Raw genomic sequence first — 26768 nt, 5'->3', positions numbered from 1 at the left:
ATGCCAAACTTAACTGAGCTTGAGCTTGAAAATTTACGTCATCTTATTGGGGGGCATGCGACAGTTGCGAATAAACTAGATCAGTATGCGCAGCAGTGTACAGATCCTCAATTGAAACAAATGCTACAACAAGATGCACAAGCTGCAAGAAATACAAAACAACAATTAATGTCCTTTTTAGGCTAGGAGGGTATCGGGTATGAATGAAAAAGATATGGTTAACGATTATTTATCGGAATTAAATGCTAGTTTGACTAGCTATGCGAATTACATAGCAGAGTCGAATAATGAACAGTTACATCAAACGCTGATCCACATTCGAAATCAGGATGAAATGAGACAACGTAATGTATACAAATATGCATTGCAAAAAGGATATTATAAACCAGCGGCTCCTGCAAATCCATCGGTTGTTCAGCAAACGAAAAGTCAATTAAGCGCACAGTAATGAATAAAAAAGCGAGTGAATCTCGGATGACGATTCACTCGCTTTTTTGCGCATTTGTATATGTCAATAAATATGTATGAAATATTTTTCCAGTTGTAACAAATATGACGAAAACAGAGTAGAGTGTTTCACAAAATATACATAAACTTTGCTCAATATTTCACGAAGTATCCATGGTTTCTATGGTGAGAATCTCTATAATGAAGAGTATAAAGAACAAATAAAACATTACATGATTACATAGGAGAGATTCTTATGAATAAAAACACAAGAAAAATAGCAATTATTGGTACTGGATTAGTAGGATCAAGCTGTGCGTATTCAATTGTGAATCAAGGTATCTGCGAAGAGTTGGCATTAATTGATATAAATCATGAGCGTGCAGTTGGAGAAGCGATGGATTTATCGCACTGCATTAACTTTACAAATACAAGAACAAAAGTATATGCAGGCGATTATGAAGACTGTAAAGATATGGACATTGTAATTATTACAGCAGGTCCAGCTCCAAAACCAGGACAAAGTCGTTTGGATACTTTAGGAGCAAGCGCGAAGATTATGGAAAATGTTGTAGAAGGTGTAATGGAAAGTGGATTTGATGGCATCTTCTTACTTGCATCAAACCCAGTTGATATTATTACTTATCAAGTTTGGAAGTTATCTGGATTGCCACGAAATCGCGTGATTGGTACTGGAACATCATTAGATTCTTCTCGATTAAGAACTATTTTATCTGAAATGCTAGAAGTTGATCCTCGTAGCGTTGACGGTTATTCATTAGGTGAGCATGGTGATTCACAAATGGTAGCTTGGTCTCATGTTACAGTCGGCGGGAAACCAATCTTGCAAATTTTAGAAGAGCAAAAGGAACGTTTCGGTGAAATTGTTTTAGATGACATTGTAGAAAAAACCGCAAAAGCTGGTTGGGAAATTTATAAACGTAAAGGAACTACTTATTACGGTATTGGTAACTCACTTGCTTATATTGCACGCTCTATCTTTAATGATGATCATCGTGTAATAGCTGTTTCAGCAATTTTAGATGGTGAATATGGTGAGTATGATATTTGTACAGGTGTACCAGGCGTTATTACAAGAGATGGTGTGAAAGAAGTTGTAGAACTAAACTTAACAGAAAATGAAGAAAGCCGATTTGCAAAATCGAATGATATTTTACGTGACTACATGAAAACAATCGGTTACTAAAATAGGAGAAGGTGAAACATATGAAGGAATATATAATGTCTCGTGTCTTTAAAGGTTCTGCCGGAATTGCACAAGGTATTTTCGTATCCCTTGGAATTGGTTTACTTATCGAAAATATAGGAAGAATTGTTGATATTCCGATGTTAATTACAATCGGAGTTGTCGCGAAATCACTTATGGCACCAGCAATTGGAGCAGGAATTGCTTTTATGCTTGGAGCAAACGGACTTGTCATTTTCTCAGCGATGGTTGCCGGGGCGATTGGAGCAGGATCCATTTCGATTACTGAAGCTGGTCTAATCATAAAAACTGGTGAACCGATTGGTGCGTTATTAACAGCAACTTTAGCAGTTTATATTGGTAAACGATTAAGCGGAAAAACTGCTTTAGATATGATGCTCGTTCCATTTGCAGCAATATTAGGTTCTGGTATAGTCGGTATTTGGTTATCTCAAAATATTAGTCCTGTCTTAAATGCAGTTGGCGCATTTATTAAAGATAGTTCAGCTGGTAGTCCATTCATTGCTTCTATCGTACTTGCGGTTGTTTGGGGACTATTACTTATCTCTCCAGCGTCATCAGCAGCTTTAGCAATTGCACTTAGCCTAGATGGTGTTGCAGGAGGTGCGGCACTTGCAGGATGCGTCGCTCAATTTATCGGATTCTCTGTTATCTCTGCAAAAGAAAACAATTTAGGTGGTATTTTAGCGCAGGCACTTTGTACTCCGAAAGTACAATTGCCGAACATTACTAAAAATCCAATGATTCTCGTCCCAACTGTCGTTGCCAGCGCCATTGTGGGTCCCGTATCTGCACTGATCTTCCAACTAGAAGCAGGTAAAGAAATGGCGGGTCTTGGATTAAGTTCTCTTATTGCACCAATTAATTTAATTTCCAGCCAAGGATTCGGTGTCGTACCAGCGATGGTTATCACTTATATCGTAATCCCAGTAGCTGTTTCATATATTCTTTACATAGTATTACGAAAAGCAGGCCGTATTCATTCTGGTGATATGACTGTGCCACAATCTTAAGTCACAACCCAAAATCTCATTTATATAGATAAAAGCAGACTGAAGAAGCCACAGTCTGCTTTTTTAGTTACATTTTATAAGTTTGTCTTACTGGAATTGTAACAGTTTCTTTTTTATTTACTAGTAATAATTGTACGCCGAAGTATAGTGTGCTAGCGACTGCCATACCTGAAACGGCATCTAAGAAAGCGTGCTGCTTTGTAAACAGTGTCGATAAAATAATAAGTGTTCCAAAGAAAGTAAGAATGAAATATTCTAATTTGTGCTGTTCTCTTCGTTTATAAGCCGCTAACATAATCACAAATGTTGTTAGGACGTGGATGCTAGGGAAACAGTTTACAGGCTGATCAATACTATAAATATAGCGCACTAAGTCGGAGAACACGTCTGTGCCTACAACTGTAGGTCTAGGGACCGTTGTTTGCCAAAAGTAATAAATTGAAAAACAAGCAAGTTTTCCGAGGATAACGCTGCTTAATGTTACATAGTACTGTTTGCGATCTTTAAAGCAGTAGTAAATGAGTGCACCGTATAAGTATGGAAACCAAAGTAAATAAGGAATAATAAATGCCTTCACAAATGGAATCCAATCATCAATCATAGTCGTTACATCGACGGCATGAACGCCAGATTTATTCAGTACATCGTAAAGGGGGCTTACGAGTACGAGTAGAAGTATATAACTTAATGGAAGAAAAGATGAAAGTTTATATTTTTTCATGAGTATCACCTATGTTTTAGTAATGTAAGTAAATCCAATTGATTATAATATAGAAAATCAAAATGGGCTATCGATTTTACTTACATTTTCTTGAATTAACCTTACATTTTTGTCACTTGACTTTGAAAATGGAGGGATAGGGATGAAGCGTTCACTAAGTTTTTGTTTTCTTATATTGTTATGCCTCGTGGGAGCTGGGTGTGAAAAGAATAAGGCTGTGCCATCTGCTTTAGAGTATAGCGGGAGAGCACTAGTAATTGGAGTTGTCGGCGAGGCACCAAAGGATACGTTTAGAAATATAAAGTTTGTACAGGTGAAATTAGATGAAATGAAGGAGAAATCTGATAAAGTCGACGGATTTCTCGTTATGAAAGAACATTTTGAAGAGGCATCAAAAGAAAAATATACAGATCTATTTTTAGGGTTAAAAAAGCCAGTGTTTTTTATCGGTTTAAAGGATAAATCATATTTAATTTTTACTAAAAAAGATTTAGATTATAATAATACACCGAGAGATGAAGAAATGATGTATACACAAGGTTTTGTAAATATGGGTAGCAGTGAAGGGCAGTTTTGGGGCACTGGTTTATACAATGATACGATTTCAGAGCAAAGTATTCATAATATGTATGTATACGTGTTTCAAACGATTGCGGATTATTTGAGTAGACAGTGAGGAGCCTATAGTTTAGGCTTCTCATTGTTTATTTTTGTATTAAATAAACGTTTGTTTAAGATGTATGTTCGATGTAAATGAATGCATATTTTAAGGGTTGTTTAGGTCATTATTAAATCAAATAAACGTTTGTTTAATATATATGTTCGGTCTAAATTATACGTAATAAATGAAGAGGCGGATTTTTATATTTATTTTTTTTGTATATGAAATCTTCTTAAATACCGGAAAAATAAGAAAAATTTGCAGGATTAAAGAAAGTTGTCACGAAATAAGTTAAAGTTTGGAGAAGAATCGTTTGAAATAATAAAATGTTTTCTATATGATAAAGGTAAAGGTTAGTAAAAAAGTAGGTGAATTTATGACAGTAACATTTTATTCATACCCAAAGTGTGGTACATGTCAAAAAGCAAAGAAATGGTTTGAGGCAAACGATGTAGCATATGAGATGATTCATATTGTTGAAAATCCACCGTCAAAAGAAGATTTACGTAATTTACATGCAAAAAGTGAATTGCCATTAAAAAAATTCTTTAATACAAGTGGAATGCGTTACCGCGAGCTTGGCTTAAAAGATAAGTTAAAGGATGCAAGTGAAGACGAAATGTTTGAGCTTTTAGCATCTGATGGCATGTTAATCAAACGTCCGATCGTAACAGATGGCACGAATGTAACACTTGGTTTTAACGAAGAGCAATTTGAAAGTGTGTGGAAAAAGTACCAATAAGGTATTTTTACATAATTAATACATTCACTGGAGGTACAGTCATGAGCATTCCAAATCATTTACGTTACTCTGAAGAACACGAATGGGTAAAAACTGAAGGCAACCAAGTTGTTATCGGTATTACTCATTTCGCACAAAGTGAGTTAGGCGATATCGTATTCGTTGAACTTCCTGAAGTAGGTGCAACAATTGAAGCTGACGAGCCATTCGGAAGCGTAGAATCTGTTAAAACAGTTTCTGAATTATACGCACCTGTAAGCGGTAAAGTTGTAGCAGTAAACGAAGACTTAAGCGACCAACCAGAACTTGTTAACGATTCTCCGTACGAAGGTGCATGGATGGTTAAAGTTGAACTTTCTGATGCAAGTGAAGTTGAAAAGTTATTATCTGCAGAACAATACGCAGAAATGACAAACCAAGACTAATTCTAGTCGACAAAAAGGACAGCCTGTGTGCTGTCCTTTTTATTTTGTATTACATGAACGAAAGAGCGGATCGCTTTTCTTTGTCTAGCTCCGCCTCCACGTCAGAAGCTCCATCCCCCTCACATTCTGAGCGAGCCGTTTCCGCATTTCTTCACAAAAATAAACAGGAAACAACATGAAAATATCGAATATACTATATACTAAGGTAAGGCTGTTTCATAGTATATGGTGATCGGGTGATGACATATGGTCTATGTAGAGAAAGTCATTATTGTCGAAGGAAAATCAGATAGAAGAAAGATTGAATCTATTATTCGCGAACCAGTGGAAATTGTTTGTACAAATGGTACAATTGGTTTGTCGAAAATGGATGAACTCATTGATCAGTTTTTTGATAAAGAAGTATATGTACTAGTGGATGCTGATGCTGCAGGTGAAAAGCTCCGAAAACAATTTCGGAAAGAATTCCCGCAAGCTGAGCATATTTACATTGATCGTTCGTATCGCGAAGTGGCAACTGCTCCTTCTAATCATTTAGCGAACGTATTATGGGGAGCTGACATTGACGTTTATACAGAATATTTACGGTAAGGAATGATAGAAGTGATTGACTGGACAGGTGCTGAAGCTACAGCTCTAATAGCAGACCAAGAAAAAACAGTGTTATATGTATATACACCGATGTGCGGAACATGCCAGTTAGCGAAGAAGATGTTAACAGTGGTAGAAGCTACTATATCTGATTTGGAAATAGGCATGCTAGATTTAAACTATGCGCCGCATTTAGCGCGAGAGTATGAGGTAGAAAGTGTCCCTTGTTTACTCGTGTTTGAGCGGGGAACACTTATGAAAAAAATATATGCATTTCATTCGGTTGAATATTTATATACAGAATTACAGTAGGCGGCAAAGTTTTTGCCGCCTCGACATATTTCTTGGGAAATATGTCGAGGGATAGAAGTGATACGTTATTTGTCGAGAGAAAGTAACAGGATTGCTGTTTGGTAGGATGGAATGGTATTAGTAGAAAGTGAAATGAAGGATGTGACTAGAATGGGATTATATTCGTTGCTTCAATCATTTGTAACGTATGCCAATAACCAATATCATCTAGAACCGCTTCTTCGGCAAGGAGAAAAAACGATTAATTTTCGTTTTGGAGATGAGTGTTGCTCACTTCAAATTTCAAGAGAGTATATACAACTTTTGAAGAGTGCGAAGGGAACAGAGCAAATTGTTTGCTTTCGAGAGGAAGATTTACGTCGATTAGTTACTGGAAATATTCGGTTGCAAACACTATTGCACAGCGGGCGTGTTCAATATAATGGAACGTATCGTACGATGTTATTATTAGAATCCGTATTTCATATATGTAAACCAATGCAAGTAGGCGCTTAATATTCTGAAGTTTTGTTTTTTGAGAATTTTTTTGTTGACATAGTGGATGTATGTTGATACAATTCAATTCATAAAATATAGACAATTTCATAGATTTTAAATCAGACGAAAATTCAATCTGATTTCTCTTATCAAGAGAGGTGGAGGGACTGTGCCCTGTGAAGCCCGGCAACCGTCAACATTTATGTTGAAATGGTGCCAATTCCTGCAAAGCGATTGCTTTGAAAGATGAGAGGAAGGGATAATGTTGATATACGCATATAAACCTTTCTGCTCATACAAAAAGCAGAAAGGTTTTTTTATTGTTTGAATGAGGAGGACATTCAAATAATAAAAGGAATCGTTAAATAATTTAGCCCGGCGGCAAGATTTTTGCGCCCTGCATGAAAAGATAAAAAGAATTTGTAGGAGCAGAGCTGAGCAAGCCGCTTACGCTTTTTAAACAAAAAAGGGGTGAACACCATGATCCTATTGGAGAACGTAAAGAAAATATATAAATCAAAAAACGGTGATGTGACTGCTGTAGATGACGCCAATTTAAAAATAGAAAAAGGTGAGATCTTTGGTGTTATCGGATATAGCGGCGCTGGTAAAAGTTCTTTAATCAGATTGTTTAATCAATTAGAGAAACCAACTTCCGGACAGATTACGATAGCTAATCGTGTTATTTCAGCAATTACTGGGAATGAGCTTCGAAAGGCAAGACAAGAAATCGGAATGATTTTTCAGCACTTTAACTTACTTTGGTCACGAACTGTACGTGAAAATATCGCTTTCCCACTTGAGATTGCAGGGGTTGATAAAGTACAGCGAAGCAAGCGCGTGGATGAGTTAATCCGCCTTGTTGGATTAGAAGGAAGAGGCGATGCATATCCATCACAGTTAAGCGGTGGACAAAAGCAGCGCGTTGGGATTGCGAGAGCATTAGCGAATGATCCAAAAGTACTTTTGTGTGATGAAGCAACATCGGCACTGGATCCAGAAACGACAGATCAAATTTTAGATTTACTATTAGATATTAATAAACGCCTTGATTTAACAATCGTATTGATTACACATGAAATGCATGTCATTCAAAAAATCTGTAATCGCGTTGCGGTAATGGAAAAAGGGAAAATCGTAGAAAGTGGTCCTGTACTAGATGTATTCCGCAATCCAAAGCAGGAGATTACAAAACGATTTGTACAACAGTTAACGGATTCTGAAGATACAAATGAAGCGATTGAGAGTTTATTGGAAAAATATCCAGATGGAAAAGTTATTCGTTTGCAGTTTATTGGTGATTCCGTAGAGCGTCCAGTGCTTCAAAGATTAATGAGGCGAGAGGATATTGAAGTGAGTGTACTTCAAGGGAATATCGCACAAACGAACAATGGGTCTTATGGAAATTTAATTGTTCACTTAAATGGTGAAGAAGCAGCAATCCAGCAAGCAATAGCAGGAATTAATCAGGAGCAAGTAGAGCTGGAGGTGATTGCACATGGATAAATTATTATCAAACGTTGATTGGAGTAAAATGCTAGAAGCGACAGGTGAAACATTATATATGACGGCAATCGCAGCACTTGCCACATTTGTATTCGGTCTTATTTTAGGACTATTACTCTTTATGACATCTAAAGATAACTTGTGGGAAAACAAAGCGATTCACACAGTGATTGGAGCATTTGTAAATATCTTTCGTTCCATTCCATTTATCATTTTAATTATTTTATTAATTCCATTTACGAAAATTCTTCTTGGAACAATTCTTGGGGCAAGCGCAGCACTACCAGCTTTAATTATTGGAGCAGCACCATTTTATGCAAGGATGGTTGAAATTGCACTTCGCGAGATTGATAAAGGGGTAATTGAAGCTTCAAAAGCAATGGGGGCAAAAACGAGCACGATTATTTGGAAAGTATTGATTCCGGAATCCTTACCAGCACTGGTATCTGGTATTACTGTAACGACAATCGCTCTTGTTGGTTATACAGCAATGGCTGGTGTTGTCGGTGCTGGAGGGCTTGGCACACTTGCTTATTTAGAAGGATTCCAGCGCGGAAATAACGATGTGACAATTGTTGCAACAATTTGTGTATTACTCGTTGTCTTCTTGCTTCAATGGATCGGTGATTTTGTTACAACTCGAATTGACAAACGGTAAATTTATTAAAAGGGAAGGGTGTTTACAGCATGAAAAAATTATTACTTTCAGCACTTATTACAACATCAATTTTTGGTTTAGCTGCTTGTGGAGGAAAAAGTGAAGATAAGCTTGTTGTCGGTGCTTCTAACGTACCACACGCTGAGATTTTAGAGAAGGCAAAACCGTTACTTGAGAAAAAAGGTATAGAATTAGAAATTAAAACATTCCAAGACTATGTGTTACCAAATAAAGCGTTAGCAGATAAAGAAATTGATGCAAACTATTTTCAACATATCCCTTATTTAGACAAGGAGATTGAGGAAAAGGGGTATAAAATTGTAAATGCAGGAAAAATTCATTTAGAGCCTATGGGAATCTATTCTAAGAAATATAAAAGTTTAAAAGACCTTCCAAATGACGGAACAGTAATTATGAGTAATAACGTGGCGGAACGCGGTCGTATGCTTGCATTATTGCAAAAAGGTGGCGTCATTAAACTGAAAGATGGTGTAGATGTCGTTAAAGCGACAGTCAAAGATATTGTGGAGAACCCAAAAAACTTGAAGTTTAAAACAGATGTTGAGCCAGGGCTTTCGCCAAAGTTATACGAAAATAATGAAGGTGATGCATTATTTATTAATTCAAACTATGCGATTGATGCAAAATTAAATCCGAAAAAAGATGCAATTGCAATTGAAGGATCAGATTCTCCGTATGCAAATATTATTGCCGTTCGTAAAGGTGATGAAAAGAAAAAAGAAATTAAGGAATTAGTAGAAGTGTTACATTCAAAAGAAATTCAAGATTTTATTAATAAAGAGTATAAGGGAGCAGTACTTCCGGTAAGTGAGTAGGCATGAAAGGGCTAGGAAATTTCCAGCCCTTTTTCCTTTATATATATAAGAAGAAAGGTGTATCATAATAGGATGTGAGGGAAATACTTATATACATTTGTGAAAAAATTGTTACATTTTCTCAGCGTTTGCGATATCATTTTATTTGATATAAAATTAGAATGAGAATAAAATGAGAATGTGAATGTTTTAGGAATTTTTAAAATGTATATAGAGGATTAATGGAGGTATTGAGATGGCTGGTTCTACATTAACGGTTAAAGACTTACATGTATCAATCGATGGTAAAGAAATCTTAAAAGGTGTAAACCTTGAAGTAAAAGGTGGAGAAATCCACGCAATTATGGGACCTAACGGAACAGGTAAATCAACTTTATCTTCTGCAATTATGGGTCACCCAAAATATGAAGTAACAGAAGGAAGCATCATCATCGACGGTGAAGATGTACTAGAAATGGAAGTAGATGAGCGCGCACAAGCGGGTCTATTCCTAGCAATGCAATATCCAAGTGAAATTAGCGGAGTAACAAACGCTGACTTCTTACGTTCTGCAATTAATGCACGTCGTGAAGAAGGCGATGAAATTTCTCTTATGAAATTTATCCGCAAATTAGATAAAAATATGGAATTCCTAGAAATGGATCCAGAAATGGCACAACGTTACTTAAACGAAGGTTTCTCTGGCGGTGAGAAAAAACGTAACGAAATTCTTCAATTAATGATGATTGAGCCAAAAATTGCAATCTTAGATGAGATCGACTCTGGTCTTGATATCGATGCATTAAAAGTTGTATCTAAAGGTATTAACGAAATGCGCGGTGAAGAGTTTGGTTGCCTAATGATTACGCATTACCAACGTTTATTAAACTACATCACTCCAGACTTCGTTCACGTTATGATGAACGGTCGCATTGTGAAATCTGGTGGTCCTGAGCTTGCACAACGTCTAGAAGCTGAAGGTTACGACTGGATTAAAAAAGAATTAGGTATTGAAGACGAAACAGCAGAGCAAGAAGCGTAAGAGAGGAGCATAAACATGACAATCGGTACATTACCTTTCGATCAAGAAACAATCCGTCAGCGCGCAAGCGAAGTAAACGAAGCTGCTTGGTTGACTGAGTTCCGCTTACAAGCTCTTGCACAAGCAACTGAACTTCCAATGCCAACGCCTGATAAAACAAAAATTGATAAATGGGACTTTATCGGAAAAGGCGCTACTCCTAAGCAAGAGCCTGTAAGTTCTTTAGCAGAACTTCCAGAAGCAGTGAAAAATTTAATCGATGAAAATAACAGTGTATTGGTACAACGTACTGGTACAACTGCATTCGTTTCTTTAGCTGATGAAGCAAAAGAAAAAGGTGTTATTTTCACAGATATCGTAACAGCTGCAACTGAGCATGCTGACTTAGTACAAAAGTACTTAATGAAAGATGGCGTGAAGGTGGATGAGCATCGCTTAACAGCACTTCATGCAGCATTGATCAACGGCGGTGCATTTGTATATGTTCCAAAAAACGTTGTTCTTGAAACACCACTTCAAGCTGTATTCTTAGTAGACGGCGAAGAAGCAAACGTATATAACCATGTATTATTCGTAGCTGATGCTAATAGTTCTGCAACATACGTAGAAAACTACGTAGCAAATGAAACTGTTACAGGTATTGCGAATATTGTAGCAGAAGTAATCGTAGAACAAGGTGCACAAGTGAAATTCGGTGCAGTTGATCTATTAGCAAAAGATGTAACGACTTACGTAAATCGCCGCGGCGTTGTAGGACGTGACGGTCGTATTGAGTGGGCATTAGGCCTTATGAATGACGGAAATACAATTTCAGAGAACGTAACGAACTTAATGGGCGACGGATCATTTGCTGATACAAAAACAGTAACAATTGGTCGTGGCAGTCAAACACAAAACTTTACAACTAAAGTTGTTCATTTCGGTAAACACTCTGAAGGATTCATTTTAAAACACGGTGTACAAACAGATAATGCAACATCTATCTTTAACGGAATTGGTAAGATTGAACATGGTGCATCTAAATCAAATGCACAACAATCTTCTCGCGTTCTTATGTTAAATGAAAAAGCACGCGGTGATGCAAACCCAATTCTTCTAATTGATGAAGACGATGTAATGGCAGGTCACGCAGCTTCTGTAGGCCGCGTAGATCCAGTACAACTATACTACTTAATGAGCCGTGGTATTCCGAAGAAAGAAGCAGAACGTTTAGTCATCCATGGATTCTTAGCACCTGTTGTAAATGAGCTTCCAATTGAAGGAGTAAAAGCGCAGCTTGTTGAGGTAATCGAAAGGAAAGTTCGCTAATGGATATTCATGAAATACGCAAACAGTTTCCAATTCTTGATCAAAAGGTGAACGGTAAACAACTTGTATATTTCGATAGTGCAGCAACTTCTCAAAAACCAATTCAAGTCATTGAAACGTTAGAACGTTACTATAAAGAATATAATTCTAACGTGCATCGCGGTGTTCATACGCTCGGTACGAAAGCTACCGATGCGTATGAAGGTGCACGTGAGAAAGTTCGCAAATTTATTAACGCGAAATCAATGGAAGAAATTATTTTCACGCGCGGAACAACAACTGCATTAAATACAGTAGCAGCGAGCTATGGCCTGGAAAATGTAAAAGAAGGCGATGAAATCGTCATCTCTTACATGGAACACCATAGTAACATTATTCCGTGGCAACAAGTTGCGAAGAAAACAGGCGCAACTTTAAAATATCTTCCGCTTCAGCCAGACGGAACAATCTCTATTGAAGATGCACGTCAAACGATTACACCGAATACAAAAATCGTTTCTATCATGTATGTGTCTAACGTACTTGGAACGATTAACCCTGTAAAAGAAGTCGCAGAAATCGCACATCAAAATGGTGCAATCATGGTCGTAGACGGTGCACAAAGTACACCTCATATGAAGGTGGATGTACAAGATTTAAATTGTGATTTCTACGCGTTATCCGCTCATAAAATGTGCGGGCCTACAGGTGTCGGCGTATTATATGGTAAGAAGGAATTGCTAGACAATATGGAGCCAATTGAGTTTGGCGGTGAAATGATTGATTTTGTAGACTTGCAAGATTCTACGTGGAAAGAGCTTCCGTGGAAGTTTGAAGCTGGTACACCGATTATCGGTAATGCGATCGGACTTGGAGCGGCAATTGATTTCCTAGAAGAAATCGGTCTTGATAATATTGAAAAGCATGAGCATGAATTAGCGCAGTACGCTTTAGAAAGACTATCAGAAGTAGATGGCGTTACAATTTATGGTCCAAAGCATCGCGCTGGTCTTGTTACATTTAATATTGATGAAGTGCATCCTCACGATGTGGCGACAGTATTAGATGTAGAAGGAATTGCGGTTCGCGCAGGACATCACTGTGCACAGCCGCTTATGAAGTGGTTAAAAGCTTCTTCTACAGCACGTGCAAGCTTCTATTTATATAATACAAAAGAAGAAATCGATACATTTGTTGAAGCGCTAACGAAAACAAAGGAGTATTTCACAAATGTCATTTAATAATTTAGATACGTTATATCGTCAAGTTATTATGGATCATTATAAAAATCCTCGTAACCATGGCGTGTTAGAAGATAGTGTTACCGTTAACTTGAACAATCCAACTTGCGGCGATCGCATTCAACTTACGATGAAAGTTGAAGATGGTATTGTACAAGAAGCGAAGTTTGAGGGAGAAGGTTGTTCAATCTCCATGTCTTCAGCTTCGATGATGACGCAAGCAGTAAAAGGAAAGAAAATTGAAGAGGCACTTCAGCTTTCTAAAATTTTCTCTGATATGATGCTAGGAAAAGAGTATGATGACAGCGTAGATTTAGGAGATATTGAAGCATTACAAGGCGTGTGCAAGTTTCCAGCACGTATTAAATGTGCAACATTAGCTTGGAAAGCGTTAGAAAAAGGCTTAAACGAAGATAAGTAATGTTACAGGTTCCTAAACACGAGGTTATCTAAGGAGGGACATACCAACATGGCGAAGAAACTGCCAGATATCGGCGATTATAAATATGGTTTCAAGGACAAAGACGTTTCGATTTTCCGTGCTGGACGCGGTTTAACAAAAGAAATCGTTGAAGAGATTTCACGTATGAAAGAAGAACCACAGTGGATGTTAGACTTCCGTTTAAAATCACTGGATAAGTTCTACGAAATGCCAATGCCACAATGGGGCGGCGACTTAAACGACTTAGATTTCGATGAAATTACGTACTACGTAAAACCATCTGAGAAATCTGAGAAGTCTTGGGATGAAGTACCTGATGAAATTAAAGCAACATTTGATAAATTAGGTATTCCAGAAGCTGAGCAAAAATATTTAGCTGGTGTATCTGCACAGTACGAATCTGAAGTTGTATACCACAACATGAAAGAAGACCTAGAAGCTCTAGGAATCGTGTTCAAAGATACAGATAGCGCATTAAAAGAGAACGAAGATATTTTCCGCGAGCATTTCGGAAAAGTAATCCCACCAACTGATAACAAATTTGCAGCACTAAACTCTGCAGTTTGGTCTGGTGGATCATTCATCTACGTTCCAAAAGGTGTAAAAGTTGATACACCACTTCAAGCGTATTTCCGTATTAACTCTGAAAATATGGGACAATTCGAGCGTACGCTTATTATCGTAGACGAAGGCGCACACGTACACTACGTAGAAGGTTGTACAGCACCTGTTTACACAACAAACTCACTGCATAGTGCGGTAGTAGAAATCATTATTAAGAAAGATGCATATTGCCGTTACACAACAATCCAAAACTGGGCGAACAACGTATACAACCTAGTTACAAAACGTGCTGTTTGTGAAGCAAACGCAACGATGGAATGGATTGACGGTAACATCGGATCTAAATTAACGATGAAATACCCAGCAGTTATCTTAAAAGGCGAAGGCGCTCGTGGTTTAACATTATCTATCGCGATTGCTGGTAAAGGCCAACACCAAGATGCTGGTGCGAAAATGATTCACTTAGCACCAAATACATCTTCAACAATCGTTTCTAAATCGATTGCAAAACATGGTGGTAAAGTAACGTACCGTGGTATTGTACACTTCGGGCCAAAAGCGACAAACTCTCGCTCTAACATCGAATGTGACACGTTAATTATGGATAACCAATCTACATCTGATACAATTCCTTACAACGAGATCAAAAACGATCACGTTTCACTTGAGCACGAAGCGAAAGTATCAAAAGTATCAGAAGAACAATTATTCTACCTAATGAGCCGCGGTATTTCTGAGCAAGAAGCGACAGAAATGATCGTAATGGGCTTCATCGAGCCATTCACTCGCGAACTTCCAATGGAATACGCAGTTGAAATGAACCGTCTAATCAAATTCGAGATGGAAGGTTCTATTGGTTAAAACTTCAAAAACCCCGTCACATCAAAAATTGTGGCGGGGTTTTCTCATGTAGAATTTCAAGTCACTTTTTTGTTCCTTTGTGGCCAATTTAAGATGGAATTTATCTGACTCGATTTGAACAATTTCTAATGTTGTAATCATGATACAATTTATTAGGTTAATGATGATATAAAAGTACCACTATACTTATAAAGGGCAGTAACACTGTATCCCTTAGAGTTATTTAGCTTAAAGTTTTACAGAAAGACAACATTATTTTTATTTTATCGTAATAGTATATTAGATTTTTGAATGATAATTAATATGTTATTTTTTGGTGTTAATCCAAATATTTGTATTTAAAGAGGAATGGATGGTAACATTAATTTAGTTTATTTAAGGAGGAGAATATTATTAAATGCGATTAACAATGTTTAGTGTTACAAATTATAAGGTTTTTAAAGATACTTTTAGCATTGAATTTTCGAAGGATTCAATTGCTATTTTAACTGGTAGGAATAATACTGGTAAGTCGACTGTACTAGAAGCGATCAATCGTTTTTTTATGAAAGAGACTAAAACTACAACAATTCCTAACGATTGTTTCTCTAGAAATAAAAGTACAATTGAATTAATTGCTGTGTTTGATTCTGGAGAAGAGAAAATCAAAATAGTGAAGAAATATGAAAAAGAAAAAGCTCCAAGGTTTTATGATGAAAATGATGTTGAAATCAAAGGCAAGCACAGCTTAAAGGGTACACTAGAAACAATTCTTAGTAATCAGCCTTTTTACATAACGCCATCTATGTTGCCCGAAGATATTAATGATTTAATTCAAAATATATATTCAGAAATTATAAAAAATGACTTACAAAAGCTTGAGAACTATGAAGATGACTCTGAGGAAGAAAAAGATTTGGTGGAGTTAGCAAGTGAGTATGCAGCACTAAAAAAGTCATATCCTGAGTTCTTGAGAAAGTTAAAATTAAGTACGGATAGACTCTTGAAAAAAGTAAGTGGTGATGTATCTAGAGATTTACGAAGCCTTTTTTCAAATGAACATTTAACATTAAATGTTGTAGGTGGAGAAAGTGACGGTTTTTCTTCAAATGATATTCTAAAGTCAACAAATTCTAATGTACATATTGACAGCAATAGTCAATCTAAAATGCCCTTAGAAAATCAAGGGACTGGGCTACAACGAATGAGTTTAATATATCTTATTCAAAATATGATACAAAATAGATTAATGGGGGAGAATGATGATAAGTTATTGTTAATTGATGAACCAGAAGCTTTCTTGCATTCAGAGGCAGTTCGAGCACTTAGTCGTTCCCTTTATAAAATTGGTGCAAAAATGCCCCTCATGATTTCAACGCATTCTCCTATACTTATAGATTTATCAGAAAAGCATACTTCGATTCAAGTTTTTCGTGTTGGCGAAACAGAAGCGATTCAACTATATAAATCCATTAGTGAACAATTTGATAAGAATGATATTCAGGATATTAAGATATTTAACTATGTGGATTCCCATGTAAATGAATTTTTCTTTGCTGATAAAATATTAATTGTTGAAGGTGATACAGAGTATATTGCTTTTCAACATCTTGCTAAATTGGAGAACGAAAATGTACATATAATTCGTGCCAGAGGTAAATCGACAATTGGAACTTTGATGAAAATTTTAAATCAGTTCAATACAAATTATGATGTTTTGCACGATGTAGATAATCATTCAAGATATACCTCTACAACACTAAAAGCACAAAAAACTAATTGTGAAAATATATATAAACTTAAGGGGAATAGTAACGTAAGAATATTTTGTTCAATCTCTAATTTTGAAAATGCCATTGGTATTGGTGATGTGCCTAATGATAAAAAAACACAGACTATATATCAAATCATTCATGAGCCTGAGGGAGAAGATGAGTACGGTGAAGCTAGAAATTTAATAAAAAGCTTATTTAAACACATAGTGCAAAAAGATGCGAAGACAATTATTGGTGGAGGATTTTGTAGAATAATTCATGAAGAAAATTACAAAGATTTATTTGATGAATTGATAGAAAAAAAAGTCCAAGAAGAACTAGAAGAGAAAAAGAAAAAAGAAAAAGCAAAAGAAAAAGCTCAAGTATGAACATAGTTTACTAAAATAATAAGCGCTGTAATCTTGGATTAATAAATGATATATCAGCATTTAATTTGATATGTTTCGTGAAAATAAGCACATTTGAAACGGAAGATTCTGTTGGCTAATATATTAAGGGAGTACTCTGTTTTACAGAGTACTCCCTTAATATGAAAGTAAAATATAGTAGCCTTTCGACAAGATGCGATAAGTAATATTTAGATAGTGTTCCTCTTCATAACCGGAATTTGAATCTCAGTCACATGCTCTTCTGGATTCAAAGTAGAATGATATCCTTCAATATGAACTTCTCGAACGGGGCCAGTTACTTCATACTGATTTTGCTCAATCCATTGTTGGACAGCAGTATACGCATTGGTTAGTGTGTCATTCGTACCTTTATGAATGATGCAAGCTGCCTGCTCTATAACAGGTAATTGTTCTATTTTGATATTTTCTGTTTCTTGTATGTTTTTTGTAATAGGCATACAAACTTTTAAGTGAATTGTATCTTCTTTCGTAGAAGTATTATAGATAGCGATAGGAGCATTGCGTTTTACGTGATGTTTATCAATATGATTAATAAGTTCTCCCCATAGTTCGCTTTGTTTTAAAGCTGAGTTTAGTTTTTCATTGATTGCGGCTACTTGTATCGGTTCAATTTGTTTAGTTACAATATGATAATTCATACTTTTCTCCTCCTGTGTTCGAGTGAAAACAGTCTGCAATCGTAACAGCTGCTCTTCTTTTTTTCGAATTTCTATTTTTATTTCATGTGTTTTCTTGAGAAACATTTCGTGTTTGGTGGCTTCATCATCTAATAAAATTGAAATTTCTTGTAATGAAAAGCCAACATCTTTTAAAGCTAAAATGCGATGAAGTCTAGGGATTTGCTGAGCTGAATAATAACGGTATCCTGTGTGATTATCGATTTTTTGTGGTTTTAAAAGATCAATTTCATCGTAATAACGCAGCGTTTTGATAGAAATTTTATTAAGCTTTGAAAAGTCTCCGATTCGAAACATAATCATCATCCTTGTGTGCACATTTTGGATTACAAATGTATCATACATACTCCCCTAACTGGAGAGTCAATATTCTATTTTAAGGTTCCGTAAATTAAAATGTTTTGAGGACAACCGGAATGAGTAAAGCGGAAAAGATATTTTGAAATGTCCTTTGGCACATAAGAAAATCCGGTGAAACCTCACCGGATTTTTCTCTTTTAAAAAATGAATCATAATAAGGAATATTCTGAATTAAAATGCTTTACGTTGATAAATGATTAATGATACCCTCCATGAAATGATATAAGCACATATGATAATAATCGTAGCTATGGCATACAAAGTAGGGATAGATAAGCTGAAAATTGCATCGGTAACCGTACTAAACTCTGTTGCAAGAAATTGTACAGCAGGTGGACCAAAAGCAGTTAATCCTAAAAATGAAGCCATAATAAACAAAATCAGATGCTCTTGTTTAAATTGATAAAATAGTGGAAATGTAAAGGCTGCAAATAGCAAAAACAATGCATTGCCCATTAAAATATGCTCTACAGTAAATGACTTTTGAAAGATGATAAGCATTGCGCTTGTTGCAGTAATTGCTAGCAACATGTAAACAATTGCTCCAATATAACGTGAAGCGACAATTTCCTTACGTGTATATGGTAAAGAATTTAATAAAATATTTGTTTCTGCTTTTGCATCGTAGGCATGCGTATTAAATGGAATCAAAATACTTGCAAGCGTAAATATAAAAATAGGGTGGTGCTTGTTCATCACAATAAAAAAGATAATGAAGCCTAAATAAAAGAGTAATTGTTTCTTCTGTAAAATTAAATCGCGCTTGATTAAATTAAGCATGATGCCCTACTCCTTTCGAGTAATACATGATATCTTCTAATGAGGCACGTTCAATCATAACTTCATTACCAAAAATTTGTTCAACTTCAGTTACATTATTCGTTAATGCCTCAAAGCCAGTCGGTGCACGATGAACATGTACAAAGGCTTTTTCTGTATCGCGGTCTAATAAATCCGTACTACCTTTTACTAAGGCATAGTTTTCTTCTACTTCATGAATCGATTGATTAAAGATTAATTTTCCCTTTTTTAAAAAAGCAATAAAATCAGCGATGCGATCTAAATCCGTCGTAATATGTGTAGAGAAGAAAATTGTGCGATTGCCATCAAGCATTAATTCATGTAGTAAATCGAGTAATTCACGCCTAAATATTGGGTCTAAGCCCGCTGTTGGCTCATCCATAATAATCAACTCGGCATGATGTGATAGCGCAAGCGCTAATGAAGCCTTCATCTGCATCCCTTTTGAAAAAGTTTTAATCGCTTTATTCATTGGCAATTCAAACTGTTCTATATAGCGCTTAAATATCGTTTCGTCCCAATTTTTATAAGCAGGGGCGATCATACGCTTAATATCCTTTAGATTTAAGCCTTCATAAAATACGTTACTATCAAAAACAAAACTGATGCGCTCTTTAATTTCTTTTTCGTGCGTTGCGTAGTCTAAGCCGAAAATTTTAACCTCGCCCGCATCTGGCTTTAATAAGTTCATCATTATTTTAATAATTGTCGATTTACCGGCACCATTTGCGCCGATGAATCCTGTTACAAATCCTTTTTTGATTTGTAAATTTAATTGCTTTATCGAAAAACCTTGAAATGTTTTACTAACATTGTGTAGCTCTACTATATTCTCCATACGTTTTACTCCTCATATAAAATAGTTAATAATTCTCGCAGTTCCGCTAGCGGTAGCCCAATTTCCTTACTATTAGTAATGACAGACAATAACTGTTCTTCAATAACTTTTAATTTTTTCTCACGTACTATATCTAAATTTTGTTCAGCAACAAACGAGCCCTTACCTACAATTGAATAAATAAAGCCTGCTTTTTCTAGCTCCTTATACGCGCGCTTTGTCGTAATAATACTAATTTGCAAATCCTTTGCGAGCTGGCGCATTGATGGGAGTGGCGATCCCTCTTTTAAATCACCAGTTAAAATTAGCGACTTTATTTGATTTTTAATTTGTTCGTAAATTGGCTCCTTGGAACTATTTGAAATGATTATTTGCATGCAAATCCCTCTTAGTCTTTATATTGTATATATACTCTATATACAATATATATATTATGTATCAAAAATGCAATGTTTTTTCAGAAAATTTTTTATAAGGAGTGTTCAAGTGGATTAATAGTAGATTTAATTATGGAAGTGAGTATAGGGATGACAGTGTTAATGTGGGATAAATCCGCTCGAAAAGAACAAGAAGAATATATAGAATTTAAATGGTTAATTAGAAATGCGAAAGCGCCCTGCTCAGCAAGGCGTTTTTATGGTTCCCTAAAGCCAAATGCTCCGATGAGAACAGGGATAAGTAATATGAAGATAACAGCTAGAAGTGGAACCAAAATACTTACAAACTTCCATTTGCTTGGTTCGTTTTTGTTTATGGCGATCATGCTGAATATGAGGCCGAGGATGATGCAAGTGATGCTAGTAAAAAAGAAAATGATTGGTAAAAATTTTGAATTTGCCGCAAGAGCGTAACTGAGTGAAAATAAAACAACTCCAGCTAATGTAATCCATAGAGAGAGAAAGCTATATTTGTTAGACAAATGAGTCACCTCCGTACATTTATCCTGCTATTCGTGGGCAGTAAGACCCCACCTCAAGATTCAGAGAGAAACGAGGAAGATAGGTGGGGGACAACTGCCCGTAAAAGCCCGATTCGTGAGGGCTGACCATCAGTGGGGGATGAAGAAAACCCCCACTGATGGAAGTTTCACTTTATTTTAGTGTAAAGATTTTCTAATTGAAAGGTATCTTTTTGCTTTTTCATTCAATGAGAGTACAATGTAAAATAGCAAGAAAAGGCGAAATGTATTTACAGGATTATTGCACGCGCATAGCGTAAAAGGCAGTAAGGAACTGAGAGGAGGTTTTTTCTCTGGATATCAATAAAGAAACAATCATTCACCTTTATCATACAAACGATATACATAGTCATTTTGAAAATTGGCCACAGATTTCTCGGTTTGTACAAGAAGAGAAAAAGCGTAGACAGAAAGCCGGAGAGTCTGTTTTTACATTAGATATTGGCGATCATGTAGATCGTTTTCATCGCATAACGGAAGCAACGAATGGACAGGGGAATACGAAATTATTAAACGAAGCGTTATATGATTATGTAACGATTGGAAATAATGAAGGCATTACATTAGCAAAAGAGCATTTAGATCATCTATATGATGAAGCTAATTTTGAAGTATTGCTAGCTAATTTATTTGAAAAAGACGGAACGCGTCCTACTTGGGCAAAGCCGTACAAGCTGCATACAACTGCAGATGGAATTACGATAGCTTTTATCGGCTTAACGGTAGCTTATCCTGATTTTTATGAAATGTTAGGTTGGCATATTGAAGATCCAATTACGCATTTGGAAGTAATTCTAGAAGACGTGAAAGAAAAAGCTGATGTTACTGTCGTTCTTTCTCATCTTGGAAAGAATGCAGATGAGTATATGGCAGAGCATTATGATATTGATGTTATTTTAGGAGGGCATACGCATCATTTGTTTGAGCATGGTGTTCTTGTAAATGAGACTCTTCTTTGTTGCGGGGAAAAGTGGGGGCGCTACGTTGGACACGTTCAGTTAACAGTAGACAAAGAGACAAAGCAAGTTGTGAAAAAAGACGGGCGAGCGCTTTGTACAAAAGAGCTGAAAGTTTCCGGAGAGGCGTTACCTACGATTGAAGTGTTAGAGGAAGAAAGTAAGCGGATTATGGCAGAACCGATTATTGAGTTAAAGGAACCTTTACCGATTGATTGGTTCAAGGAAACAACATTTTCTAGTATGCTTGCCAGTGCATTAAAAGAGTGGTGTAATGCTGAGATTGGCATGGTGAATGCAGGTGTATTATTAGAAGGATTAACAGAAGGAATTGTCACACGAGGAGATATCCACCGCATTTGTCCACATCCTATTAATCCATGTGCACTAAAAGTAAAAGGCAAAACATTACGGGAAGTTATTTTAAAAGCACGTCGTCCAAATATGGAGGGGCTTGAAGTAAAAGGGCTCGGCTTTCGTGGGAAAGTGATGGGGAAAATGATTTATGATGGTATCGAAGTTATTCCAGATACGATTCCTGGAAATAAAATTTTACTTAAAGATGTGCTGATTAATGGGGAATCTTTAGAATTAAATCGCGTATATACTGTTGGAACGATCGATATGTTTACGTTCGGGTACTTATACCCAGAACTATCCACACTTTCTGAAAAACAATATTATATGCCAGAACTGTTACGAGATGTGTTAACAGAGATGTTAATAACTTATACATCTTCCATTAAACTATAGGCTAGTTAACCTGTAACACTCATTTTTTTCTTTTCATAAAGATAAGAAAGAGAGGAGTGTGTGAACTATGGTGAATGTGGAACCAATTAACATTGATAACTATACGTTTATAGCGGTTAGCGTAAAGCTTCCGAAAACAAATTTGCTGGCTGTTATGAGCGATAAAGGATATATTATGTGTGGCGCTTTAGATGTTGGTCTCTTAAACGAGAAGTTAGGGGACCGAGGAATTATTGCTGGTCGTGCAGTTGGCGTGAGAACGATTGAGCAGCTTCTTGAAGCACCGCTTGAATCGGTAACGACTGGTGCCGAGGCTTTAGGCATTCCAGCAGGAACAATTGGAAAAGATGCGTTATTAAAAATGATATAAGCATATATCGTCCCTCTTTCTTGCATAGAAATGATATAAGAAGGAGGGTTTTCTTATGCGTACATTTCGTCCAAGAGCTTCGCGGTTTCGAAAAGGACCGCTTCCCTTTCGCCATGTACTACTTATTTCGTTTATCATTTTTTTATTATTAACTTTACAAGGATTCTGGATTGTGAATAAAAGTATTCAACCAACGTTGATCAAGTATGGGGAAATGCAGACACATAAAATGGCAACGGTTGTGATGACGAAGGCGGTAAAGGATCGAATTAAAGAAGGATTTGATGTTGATTCATTAATGAAAGTACAAAATGATAAGAATGGAAAAGTATCTACAATCGATTTAAATACAAAGCAAGTAAATGAGATTTTAACATCGACTACTGCATACATAGAGAAATATTTGCATCAAGTGGAGAAGGGGGATATGAAGGCGCTCGGTCTTCCAGAAGAGAGTGGAGTGTCGATGTCTGTTCCTCTTGGGCGCATAACGGATAATGCACTACTTGGAAATTTAGGGCCAGATATTCCGATTGATTTTACAACAATTGGTCATGTAAGTACGGATATTAAGCAAAATGTGAAACCGCATGGTATTAATAATACAGCGATTGAAGTCGTTATGGAAGTGGACGTTACGCTGCAGGTAATTATTCCATTTCGTACAAAAGAAATTACAGTGAAACAAAATATTCCAATTGCGACGCGAATTGTACAAGGAGAGGTACCATCTTATTATGGGAGCGGCGGAGTCGTTGTGCCAGATAGTAAAGGAAAGAAAGCGGATGATTAAGTCATTCGCTTTTTTCTTCTACTTATTTTTGTAAAATGGGAAGATAAATAAAATTACATATCATTCCATATTTATAATAGAAGGTAACTTGAAAAGTTGAAGATATTAAAATAAGTGTGGGGTGTAAAATGGTAGAAATACTTTTCTTTTTAGGAATCGTATCTGTAATAACTTGGCATGTGTTAAGCTACAGAAAAATGGATTCAACCAAAAAGAAGTTGTATTTTATAAGTCTGATTTTTGCTACCATATGTGCCTTTATTCCTACAACAGGACCAAGTGATGGGGAATTTCTTTACTTTGGTATACCTGCAGAAAATTTTACTTATTTTGGTAGTTGGATACTTGGTTTTAATCCATTAGGGTTTTTCTTTAACTTTTTTGTGTTTTATTGGTTTTTTAAGCTGATGCTAAATGTGTGGAGATTTTTGTCAAAGAAACCAAAGGATTAACGGGATATATACTATAACGAATGAGTATGTTTGAAAAGATATTATGGATTTAAAAGAAAATAACCGTAGCAATTAGCTACGGTTATTTTTTAAATTCGCACGTTCTTTCCGCTCCCACAAACTTAAATGCATGTACGGATCGAAAGCCCATTCTGTATAGCCATTGTCTTTATACATCCCAAAGTGTAAGTGCGGTGGGAATTTTCCGGCTGTGCCAGGAGGACCATAGCCTGTATTTCCAACAAACCCAAGGACTTTTCCTGGTTCGACAATTTGTCCAAGTTGTATTTCTTTTGAAAAACCGCCTAAATGTGCGTAATAATGATAATTGTTATATAAATCGCGAATGCCGATGCGCCAGCCGCCAAGGCGGTTCCAGCCCTTTGTTTCAATAATACCGTAGCAAGTAGATCGTACTGGTACGCCATGTCTTGCAAAAATATCAGTTCCTTCATGAATGCGTCTTCCGCCAAAGCTCCGTCCAGCTCCAAAGGTGCTACGATAGCTATGATCGCTATGAACAGGAAGAGGAAAAGCGTTCCCTTCTAAGTTAATACGGCCGTAGTGCTTATACATGCGAGCATATTCCGTAATAAGCTCAACTGTTTTTGCACGCCTATAATATTCCCAAAGCATAATTTTAATACGATCTTCTGATGTTCCTTGTTTCTTTACAATGGTCGCCATTGTGTGCAAAAGATCCCTGTCGTTATTTGCATTTGCAAATCCATCTTTATCGCCATCTAAACCAATTCCTCCAAACAGGGAAATGGTATGGGGGAAAGTATCATTAGTAGAACTATTAGCAGGACCAGACCACACCTCTGGTTTGAAGTAAATTGAAATGATAGCGTTAGGTTTTTTCGGAATATCTCTTCTTACGCTCCGTATATTTCGTTCATATTGATCAATTGCGGCTAAATAATACCATGGAATACGAGAAATTTTTTCTGTTTCTTTATATATTGTCATGCGCTTTTCGTATATTTGTTTTTGATCAACTTCACTATAGGCAACCCCTTGCTGAAGAAGAAAACAAATAGAAAGCAATATGGAAATCTTTCGAAGCATGAAAATGAACTCCTTTCACAACATCACTCTCTTTAGTGTGGGATATACGAGATATTTCATTATAGTAAATCATTGGTAAAAATTATTGGAATCTTCATTTGAGCAAATCGCTTTCATACGTTAGAATAGATATGTTACATTGAAAGAAGCGAACACGGTAAACTATTTCATATTGTGCGGAGTTGATAACATGACAAAACAAACAGAATATAAGCGCAAGCCCGAATGGTTGAAAATTAAGTTAAATACAAATGAAAACTATACAGGCTTAAAGAAAATGATGCGTTCTAAGCAGCTTCATACCGTTTGTGAAGAGGCAAAATGTCCAAATATTCACGAATGTTGGGCTGTAAGAAAAACAGCAACATTTATGATCTTAGGTGCGGTTTGTACACGTGCTTGTCGTTTTTGTGCGGTTAAAACAGGCTTACCAACAGAGCTTGATTTACAAGAGCCAGAACGCGTAGCAGATTCTGTTGTACAAATGGGCTTAAAACACGTTGTTATAACAGCGGTTGCACGTGATGATTTAAAAGATGGCGGAGCAGCTGTTTTTGCTGAAACAGTGCGTGCCGTTCGTCGCAAAAATCCATTCACGTCTATTGAAGTGTTACCATCTGATATGGGTGGGGTAGAAGAAAACTTAAAAATGTTAATGGATGCAAAACCGGATATTTTAAACCATAACATTGAAACTGTACGTCGATTATCTGACCGAGTTCGCGCTAGAGCAAAATATCCCCGTTCATTAGAGTTTTTACGTCGTGCAAAAGAAATGCAACCTGATATTCCAACTAAATCTAGCATTATGGTGGGACTAGGTGAAACAAGAGAAGACTTAATTGAAGCAATGGACGACTTACGTGCGAACAATGTGGATATTTTAACACTTGGACAATATTTACAACCATCTAAAAAGCATTTACCAGTTATTAAATATTACACACCAGCTGAATTTGCAGAGCTAAAAGAAATTGCACTTAGCAAAGGGTTTAGCCACTGTGAAGCTGGTCCGCTTGTACGTTCTTCTTATCATGCAGATGAGCAAGTACGTTCTGCTAAAGAGAATACAGCAGCAGCAAAATAATTGTAAAAAAATCCTTCTTAGTGAGAATGCTAAGAAGGATTTTTTAGGAGGAATCGAATGAAAGCCTTTATCTTTTTAGCGATTGCAATTGTAAGTGAAGTATTTGGGACAACTATGCTAAAGGTATCAAATGGTTTTACAAAAGTGTTACCAAGCATAGGAGTAGTGCTTGGATTTGCCTCAGCATTTTTCTTCCTTTCTAAAGCATTGCAGCATATACAACTTAGTACGGCATACGCGATTTGGTCAGGAGTAGGAACGGCTTTAACGGCACTGATTGGTATACTTGTTTGGAAAGATGCTTTTACGTGGCAAACTGCTGTCGGATTAATACTTATCATAGGCGGAGTAGCAGTACTAAATATGTCAGGATCTAGTGCCCACTAAAAAGAAAAAGAGAGCTGAAATCAGCTCTCTTTTCCAGGCTGTGGAGAAAGTTTGCTCCACAGCCTATT

Annotated in this window: 32 protein-coding genes and 1 riboswitch; of the genes, 26 read left to right on the top strand and 6 right to left on the bottom strand. The window is 36.4% G+C overall.

Annotated features, from left to right (window positions below):
* The 4 genes from Y7E_RS0121210 to Y7E_RS0121195 all read left to right on the top strand — a co-directional run bounded on the left by Y7E_RS0121210 (position 1) and on the right by Y7E_RS0121195 (position 2688).
* Positions 1–186, top strand: a complete 186-nt coding sequence (locus tag Y7E_RS0121210; RefSeq protein WP_006096499.1) for a hypothetical protein — start codon at positions 1–3, stop codon at positions 184–186.
* A 13-nt stretch (positions 187–199) separates the two neighbouring features.
* A complete protein-coding gene (locus tag Y7E_RS0121205) occupies positions 200–448 on the top strand; it encodes a spore coat protein (RefSeq protein WP_017153255.1) in 249 nt (82 codons plus the stop codon).
* A gap of 255 nt (positions 449–703) precedes the next feature.
* Positions 704–1654, top strand: a complete 951-nt coding sequence (locus tag Y7E_RS0121200; protein WP_017153254.1) for an L-lactate dehydrogenase — start codon at positions 704–706, stop codon at positions 1652–1654.
* 20 nt (positions 1655–1674) lie between these two features.
* Positions 1675–2688: a PTS sugar transporter subunit IIC gene (locus tag Y7E_RS0121195; RefSeq protein WP_017153253.1), complete on the top strand. Its 1014-nt coding sequence runs from the start codon at positions 1675–1677 to the stop codon at positions 2686–2688.
* Between the two features lie 67 nt (positions 2689–2755).
* Here Y7E_RS0121195 and Y7E_RS0121190 read toward each other — a convergent pair whose 3' ends face one another.
* On the bottom strand, positions 2756–3409 hold the full coding sequence (locus tag Y7E_RS0121190; RefSeq protein WP_017153252.1) for a phosphatase PAP2 family protein: 654 nt from the start codon (positions 3407–3409) through the stop codon (positions 2756–2758).
* A gap of 142 nt (positions 3410–3551) precedes the next feature.
* Between Y7E_RS0121190 and Y7E_RS0121185 the strand changes: the two genes are divergently transcribed.
* The 15 genes from Y7E_RS0121185 to Y7E_RS0121115 all read left to right on the top strand — a co-directional run bounded on the left by Y7E_RS0121185 (position 3552) and on the right by Y7E_RS0121115 (position 17155).
* Positions 3552–4085 carry a hypothetical protein gene (locus Y7E_RS0121185; RefSeq protein ID WP_017153251.1) on the top strand — a complete coding sequence of 178 codons (534 nt, stop codon included), beginning with the start codon at positions 3552–3554 and terminating at the stop codon, positions 4083–4085.
* 361 nt (positions 4086–4446) lie between these two features.
* The gene (locus Y7E_RS0121180) at positions 4447–4812 is read left to right on the top strand and encodes an arsenate reductase family protein (RefSeq protein ID WP_026049293.1); all 366 of its coding nucleotides are present in this window, start codon (positions 4447–4449) and stop codon (positions 4810–4812) included.
* Positions 4813–4853: 41 nt separating this feature from the next.
* Entirely contained in the window at positions 4854–5237 is a 384-nt protein-coding gene (gene gcvH, locus Y7E_RS0121175; RefSeq protein WP_017153249.1) for a glycine cleavage system protein GcvH, read from the top strand.
* Positions 5238–5483: 246 nt separating this feature from the next.
* On the top strand, positions 5484–5828 hold the full coding sequence (locus tag Y7E_RS0121170; protein ID WP_000263236.1) for a toprim domain-containing protein: 345 nt from the start codon (positions 5484–5486) through the stop codon (positions 5826–5828).
* A 3-nt stretch (positions 5829–5831) separates the two neighbouring features.
* The gene (locus tag Y7E_RS0121165) at positions 5832–6140 is read left to right on the top strand and encodes a thioredoxin family protein (protein ID WP_077294545.1); all 309 of its coding nucleotides are present in this window, start codon (positions 5832–5834) and stop codon (positions 6138–6140) included.
* Between the two features lie 150 nt (positions 6141–6290).
* Complete coding sequence (locus Y7E_RS0121160) at positions 6291–6635, top strand: hypothetical protein (protein WP_017153248.1); 345 nt, start codon at positions 6291–6293, stop codon at positions 6633–6635.
* Between the two features lie 125 nt (positions 6636–6760).
* A riboswitch (SAM riboswitch) is annotated at positions 6761–6870 on the top strand.
* Positions 6871–7097: 227 nt separating this feature from the next.
* On the top strand, positions 7098–8123 hold the full coding sequence (locus Y7E_RS0121155) for a methionine ABC transporter ATP-binding protein (RefSeq protein WP_017153247.1): 1026 nt from the start codon (positions 7098–7100) through the stop codon (positions 8121–8123).
* Positions 8116–8781: a methionine ABC transporter permease gene (locus Y7E_RS0121150; protein WP_017153246.1), complete on the top strand. Its 666-nt coding sequence runs from the start codon at positions 8116–8118 to the stop codon at positions 8779–8781. Before Y7E_RS0121155 ends, Y7E_RS0121150 begins: the two co-directional genes overlap by 8 nt.
* A gap of 29 nt (positions 8782–8810) precedes the next feature.
* Positions 8811–9617 (top strand): methionine ABC transporter substrate-binding lipoprotein MetQ, encoded by an 807-nt coding sequence (gene metQ, locus Y7E_RS0121145; RefSeq protein WP_017153245.1) that lies wholly within the window; start codon positions 8811–8813, stop codon positions 9615–9617.
* Between the two features lie 235 nt (positions 9618–9852).
* Positions 9853–10638 carry a Fe-S cluster assembly ATPase SufC gene (gene sufC, locus Y7E_RS0121140; RefSeq protein WP_017153244.1) on the top strand — a complete coding sequence of 262 codons (786 nt, stop codon included), beginning with the start codon at positions 9853–9855 and terminating at the stop codon, positions 10636–10638.
* A gap of 15 nt (positions 10639–10653) precedes the next feature.
* Positions 10654–11946: a Fe-S cluster assembly protein SufD gene (sufD, locus tag Y7E_RS0121135; protein WP_017153243.1), complete on the top strand. Its 1293-nt coding sequence runs from the start codon at positions 10654–10656 to the stop codon at positions 11944–11946.
* A complete protein-coding gene (gene sufS / locus Y7E_RS0121130; protein WP_017153242.1) occupies positions 11946–13166 on the top strand; it encodes a cysteine desulfurase SufS in 1221 nt (406 codons plus the stop codon). The genes sufD and sufS overlap by 1 nt, the downstream gene beginning before the upstream one ends.
* On the top strand, positions 13156–13587 hold the full coding sequence (gene sufU / locus Y7E_RS0121125) for a Fe-S cluster assembly sulfur transfer protein SufU (protein WP_017153241.1): 432 nt from the start codon (positions 13156–13158) through the stop codon (positions 13585–13587). Before sufS ends, sufU begins: the two co-directional genes overlap by 11 nt.
* 48 nt (positions 13588–13635) lie before the next feature.
* Positions 13636–15033, top strand: a complete 1398-nt coding sequence (gene sufB / locus Y7E_RS0121120; RefSeq protein ID WP_017153240.1) for a Fe-S cluster assembly protein SufB — start codon at positions 13636–13638, stop codon at positions 15031–15033.
* Between the two features lie 397 nt (positions 15034–15430).
* Positions 15431–17155: an ATP-dependent nuclease gene (locus Y7E_RS0121115; protein WP_017153239.1), complete on the top strand. Its 1725-nt coding sequence runs from the start codon at positions 15431–15433 to the stop codon at positions 17153–17155.
* Positions 17156–17364: 209 nt separating this feature from the next.
* On the opposite strand, the gene Y7E_RS0121110 is transcribed toward Y7E_RS0121115, so the two are convergent.
* The 4 genes from Y7E_RS0121110 to Y7E_RS0121095 form a co-directional block, all read right to left on the bottom strand.
* Positions 17365–18171, bottom strand: coding sequence for a MerR family transcriptional regulator (locus Y7E_RS0121110; protein ID WP_034278990.1), 807 nt, complete (start codon positions 18169–18171; stop codon positions 17365–17367).
* Between the two features lie 234 nt (positions 18172–18405).
* Positions 18406–19014, bottom strand: coding sequence for an ABC-2 transporter permease (locus Y7E_RS0121105; protein ID WP_017153237.1), 609 nt, complete (start codon positions 19012–19014; stop codon positions 18406–18408).
* A complete protein-coding gene (locus Y7E_RS0121100; RefSeq protein ID WP_017153236.1) occupies positions 19007–19873 on the bottom strand; it encodes an ABC transporter ATP-binding protein in 867 nt (288 codons plus the stop codon). The genes Y7E_RS0121105 and Y7E_RS0121100 overlap by 8 nt, the downstream gene beginning before the upstream one ends.
* Positions 19874–19878: 5 nt before the next feature.
* Positions 19879–20250 carry a GntR family transcriptional regulator gene (locus tag Y7E_RS0121095; RefSeq protein ID WP_017153235.1) on the bottom strand — a complete coding sequence of 124 codons (372 nt, stop codon included), beginning with the start codon at positions 20248–20250 and terminating at the stop codon, positions 19879–19881.
* 132 nt (positions 20251–20382) lie between these two features.
* On the opposite strand from Y7E_RS0121095, the gene Y7E_RS33290 reads away from it, so the two are divergent.
* From Y7E_RS33290 to Y7E_RS0121070, 5 genes are all read left to right on the top strand, one after another.
* Positions 20383–20724 (top strand): hypothetical protein, encoded by a 342-nt coding sequence (locus tag Y7E_RS33290; protein WP_017153234.1) that lies wholly within the window; start codon positions 20383–20385, stop codon positions 20722–20724.
* A gap of 400 nt (positions 20725–21124) precedes the next feature.
* On the top strand, positions 21125–22540 hold the full coding sequence (locus Y7E_RS0121085; protein ID WP_260632155.1) for a bifunctional metallophosphatase/5'-nucleotidase: 1416 nt from the start codon (positions 21125–21127) through the stop codon (positions 22538–22540).
* Between the two features lie 67 nt (positions 22541–22607).
* Positions 22608–22910 carry a YunC family protein gene (locus Y7E_RS0121080; protein ID WP_017153232.1) on the top strand — a complete coding sequence of 101 codons (303 nt, stop codon included), beginning with the start codon at positions 22608–22610 and terminating at the stop codon, positions 22908–22910.
* Between the two features lie 55 nt (positions 22911–22965).
* Positions 22966–23703, top strand: a complete 738-nt coding sequence (gene yunB, locus Y7E_RS0121075; protein ID WP_017153231.1) for a sporulation protein YunB — start codon at positions 22966–22968, stop codon at positions 23701–23703.
* Between the two features lie 128 nt (positions 23704–23831).
* Complete coding sequence (locus Y7E_RS0121070) at positions 23832–24155, top strand: hypothetical protein (protein ID WP_017153230.1); 324 nt, start codon at positions 23832–23834, stop codon at positions 24153–24155.
* A 72-nt stretch (positions 24156–24227) separates the two neighbouring features.
* Here Y7E_RS0121070 and Y7E_RS0121065 read toward each other — a convergent pair whose 3' ends face one another.
* Positions 24228–25226 carry a M23 family metallopeptidase gene (locus tag Y7E_RS0121065; RefSeq protein ID WP_017153229.1) on the bottom strand — a complete coding sequence of 333 codons (999 nt, stop codon included), beginning with the start codon at positions 25224–25226 and terminating at the stop codon, positions 24228–24230.
* Between the two features lie 190 nt (positions 25227–25416).
* On the opposite strand from Y7E_RS0121065, the gene lipA reads away from it, so the two are divergent.
* Both lipA and Y7E_RS0121055 read left to right on the top strand, forming a co-directional pair.
* Positions 25417–26313, top strand: a complete 897-nt coding sequence (lipA, locus tag Y7E_RS0121060) for a lipoyl synthase (RefSeq protein ID WP_017153228.1) — start codon at positions 25417–25419, stop codon at positions 26311–26313.
* Between the two features lie 57 nt (positions 26314–26370).
* Positions 26371–26700, top strand: coding sequence for a DMT family transporter (locus tag Y7E_RS0121055; RefSeq protein WP_017153227.1), 330 nt, complete (start codon positions 26371–26373; stop codon positions 26698–26700).
* Positions 26701–26768 lie beyond the last annotated feature (68 nt).

Origin of the sequence: Bacillus bingmayongensis (assembly GCF_000299035.1) — a bacterium.
GTDB lineage: Bacteria > Bacillota > Bacilli > Bacillales > Bacillaceae_G > Bacillus_A > Bacillus_A bingmayongensis.
Note: the sequence above shows the minus strand (reverse complement) of the source record. Positions and strands in the feature narration are given on the sequence as shown.

Bases quoted from the DNA above. Each gene is read 5' to 3' on its own strand.
- sufC (WP_017153244.1), top strand. From the start codon at position 9,853: ATGGCTGGTTCTACATTAACGGTTAAAGACTTACATGTATCAATCGAT.
- lipA (WP_017153228.1), top strand. From the start codon at position 25,417: ATGACAAAACAAACAGAATATAAGCGCAAGCCCGAATGGTTGAAAATT.
- Y7E_RS0121210 (WP_006096499.1), top strand. From the start codon at position 1: ATGCCAAACTTAACTGAGCTTGAGCTTGAAAATTTACGTCATCTTATT.
- Y7E_RS0121110 (WP_034278990.1), bottom strand. From the start codon at position 18,171: ATGTTTCGAATCGGAGACTTTTCAAAGCTTAATAAAATTTCTATCAAA.
- Y7E_RS0121160 (WP_017153248.1), top strand. From the start codon at position 6,291: ATGGGATTATATTCGTTGCTTCAATCATTTGTAACGTATGCCAATAAC.
- metQ (WP_017153245.1), top strand. From the start codon at position 8,811: ATGAAAAAATTATTACTTTCAGCACTTATTACAACATCAATTTTTGGT.
- Y7E_RS0121150 (WP_017153246.1), top strand. From the start codon at position 8,116: ATGGATAAATTATTATCAAACGTTGATTGGAGTAAAATGCTAGAAGCG.
- Y7E_RS0121190 (WP_017153252.1), bottom strand. From the start codon at position 3,409: ATGAAAAAATATAAACTTTCATCTTTTCTTCCATTAAGTTATATACTT.
- Y7E_RS0121200 (WP_017153254.1), top strand. From the start codon at position 704: ATGAATAAAAACACAAGAAAAATAGCAATTATTGGTACTGGATTAGTA.
- Y7E_RS0121080 (WP_017153232.1), top strand. From the start codon at position 22,608: ATGGTGAATGTGGAACCAATTAACATTGATAACTATACGTTTATAGCG.
- sufS (WP_017153242.1), top strand. From the start codon at position 11,946: ATGGATATTCATGAAATACGCAAACAGTTTCCAATTCTTGATCAAAAG.
- Y7E_RS0121185 (WP_017153251.1), top strand. From the start codon at position 3,552: ATGAAGCGTTCACTAAGTTTTTGTTTTCTTATATTGTTATGCCTCGTG.
- Y7E_RS0121055 (WP_017153227.1), top strand. From the start codon at position 26,371: ATGAAAGCCTTTATCTTTTTAGCGATTGCAATTGTAAGTGAAGTATTT.
- Y7E_RS33290 (WP_017153234.1), top strand. From the start codon at position 20,383: ATGGAAGTGAGTATAGGGATGACAGTGTTAATGTGGGATAAATCCGCT.
- Y7E_RS0121100 (WP_017153236.1), bottom strand. From the start codon at position 19,873: ATGGAGAATATAGTAGAGCTACACAATGTTAGTAAAACATTTCAAGGT.
- yunB (WP_017153231.1), top strand. From the start codon at position 22,966: ATGCGTACATTTCGTCCAAGAGCTTCGCGGTTTCGAAAAGGACCGCTT.
- sufB (WP_017153240.1), top strand. From the start codon at position 13,636: ATGGCGAAGAAACTGCCAGATATCGGCGATTATAAATATGGTTTCAAG.
- Y7E_RS0121195 (WP_017153253.1), top strand. From the start codon at position 1,675: ATGAAGGAATATATAATGTCTCGTGTCTTTAAAGGTTCTGCCGGAATT.
- gcvH (WP_017153249.1), top strand. From the start codon at position 4,854: ATGAGCATTCCAAATCATTTACGTTACTCTGAAGAACACGAATGGGTA.
- Y7E_RS0121105 (WP_017153237.1), bottom strand. From the start codon at position 19,014: ATGCTTAATTTAATCAAGCGCGATTTAATTTTACAGAAGAAACAATTA.
- sufD (WP_017153243.1), top strand. From the start codon at position 10,654: ATGACAATCGGTACATTACCTTTCGATCAAGAAACAATCCGTCAGCGC.
- Y7E_RS0121165 (WP_077294545.1), top strand. From the start codon at position 5,832: ATGATAGAAGTGATTGACTGGACAGGTGCTGAAGCTACAGCTCTAATA.
- Y7E_RS0121205 (WP_017153255.1), top strand. From the start codon at position 200: ATGAATGAAAAAGATATGGTTAACGATTATTTATCGGAATTAAATGCT.
- Y7E_RS0121170 (WP_000263236.1), top strand. From the start codon at position 5,484: ATGGTCTATGTAGAGAAAGTCATTATTGTCGAAGGAAAATCAGATAGA.
- Y7E_RS0121155 (WP_017153247.1), top strand. From the start codon at position 7,098: ATGATCCTATTGGAGAACGTAAAGAAAATATATAAATCAAAAAACGGT.
- sufU (WP_017153241.1), top strand. From the start codon at position 13,156: ATGTCATTTAATAATTTAGATACGTTATATCGTCAAGTTATTATGGAT.
- Y7E_RS0121180 (WP_026049293.1), top strand. From the start codon at position 4,447: ATGACAGTAACATTTTATTCATACCCAAAGTGTGGTACATGTCAAAAA.
- Y7E_RS0121065 (WP_017153229.1), bottom strand. From the start codon at position 25,226: ATGCTTCGAAAGATTTCCATATTGCTTTCTATTTGTTTTCTTCTTCAG.
- Y7E_RS0121115 (WP_017153239.1), top strand. From the start codon at position 15,431: ATGCGATTAACAATGTTTAGTGTTACAAATTATAAGGTTTTTAAAGAT.
- Y7E_RS0121070 (WP_017153230.1), top strand. From the start codon at position 23,832: ATGGTAGAAATACTTTTCTTTTTAGGAATCGTATCTGTAATAACTTGG.
- Y7E_RS0121095 (WP_017153235.1), bottom strand. From the start codon at position 20,250: ATGCAAATAATCATTTCAAATAGTTCCAAGGAGCCAATTTACGAACAA.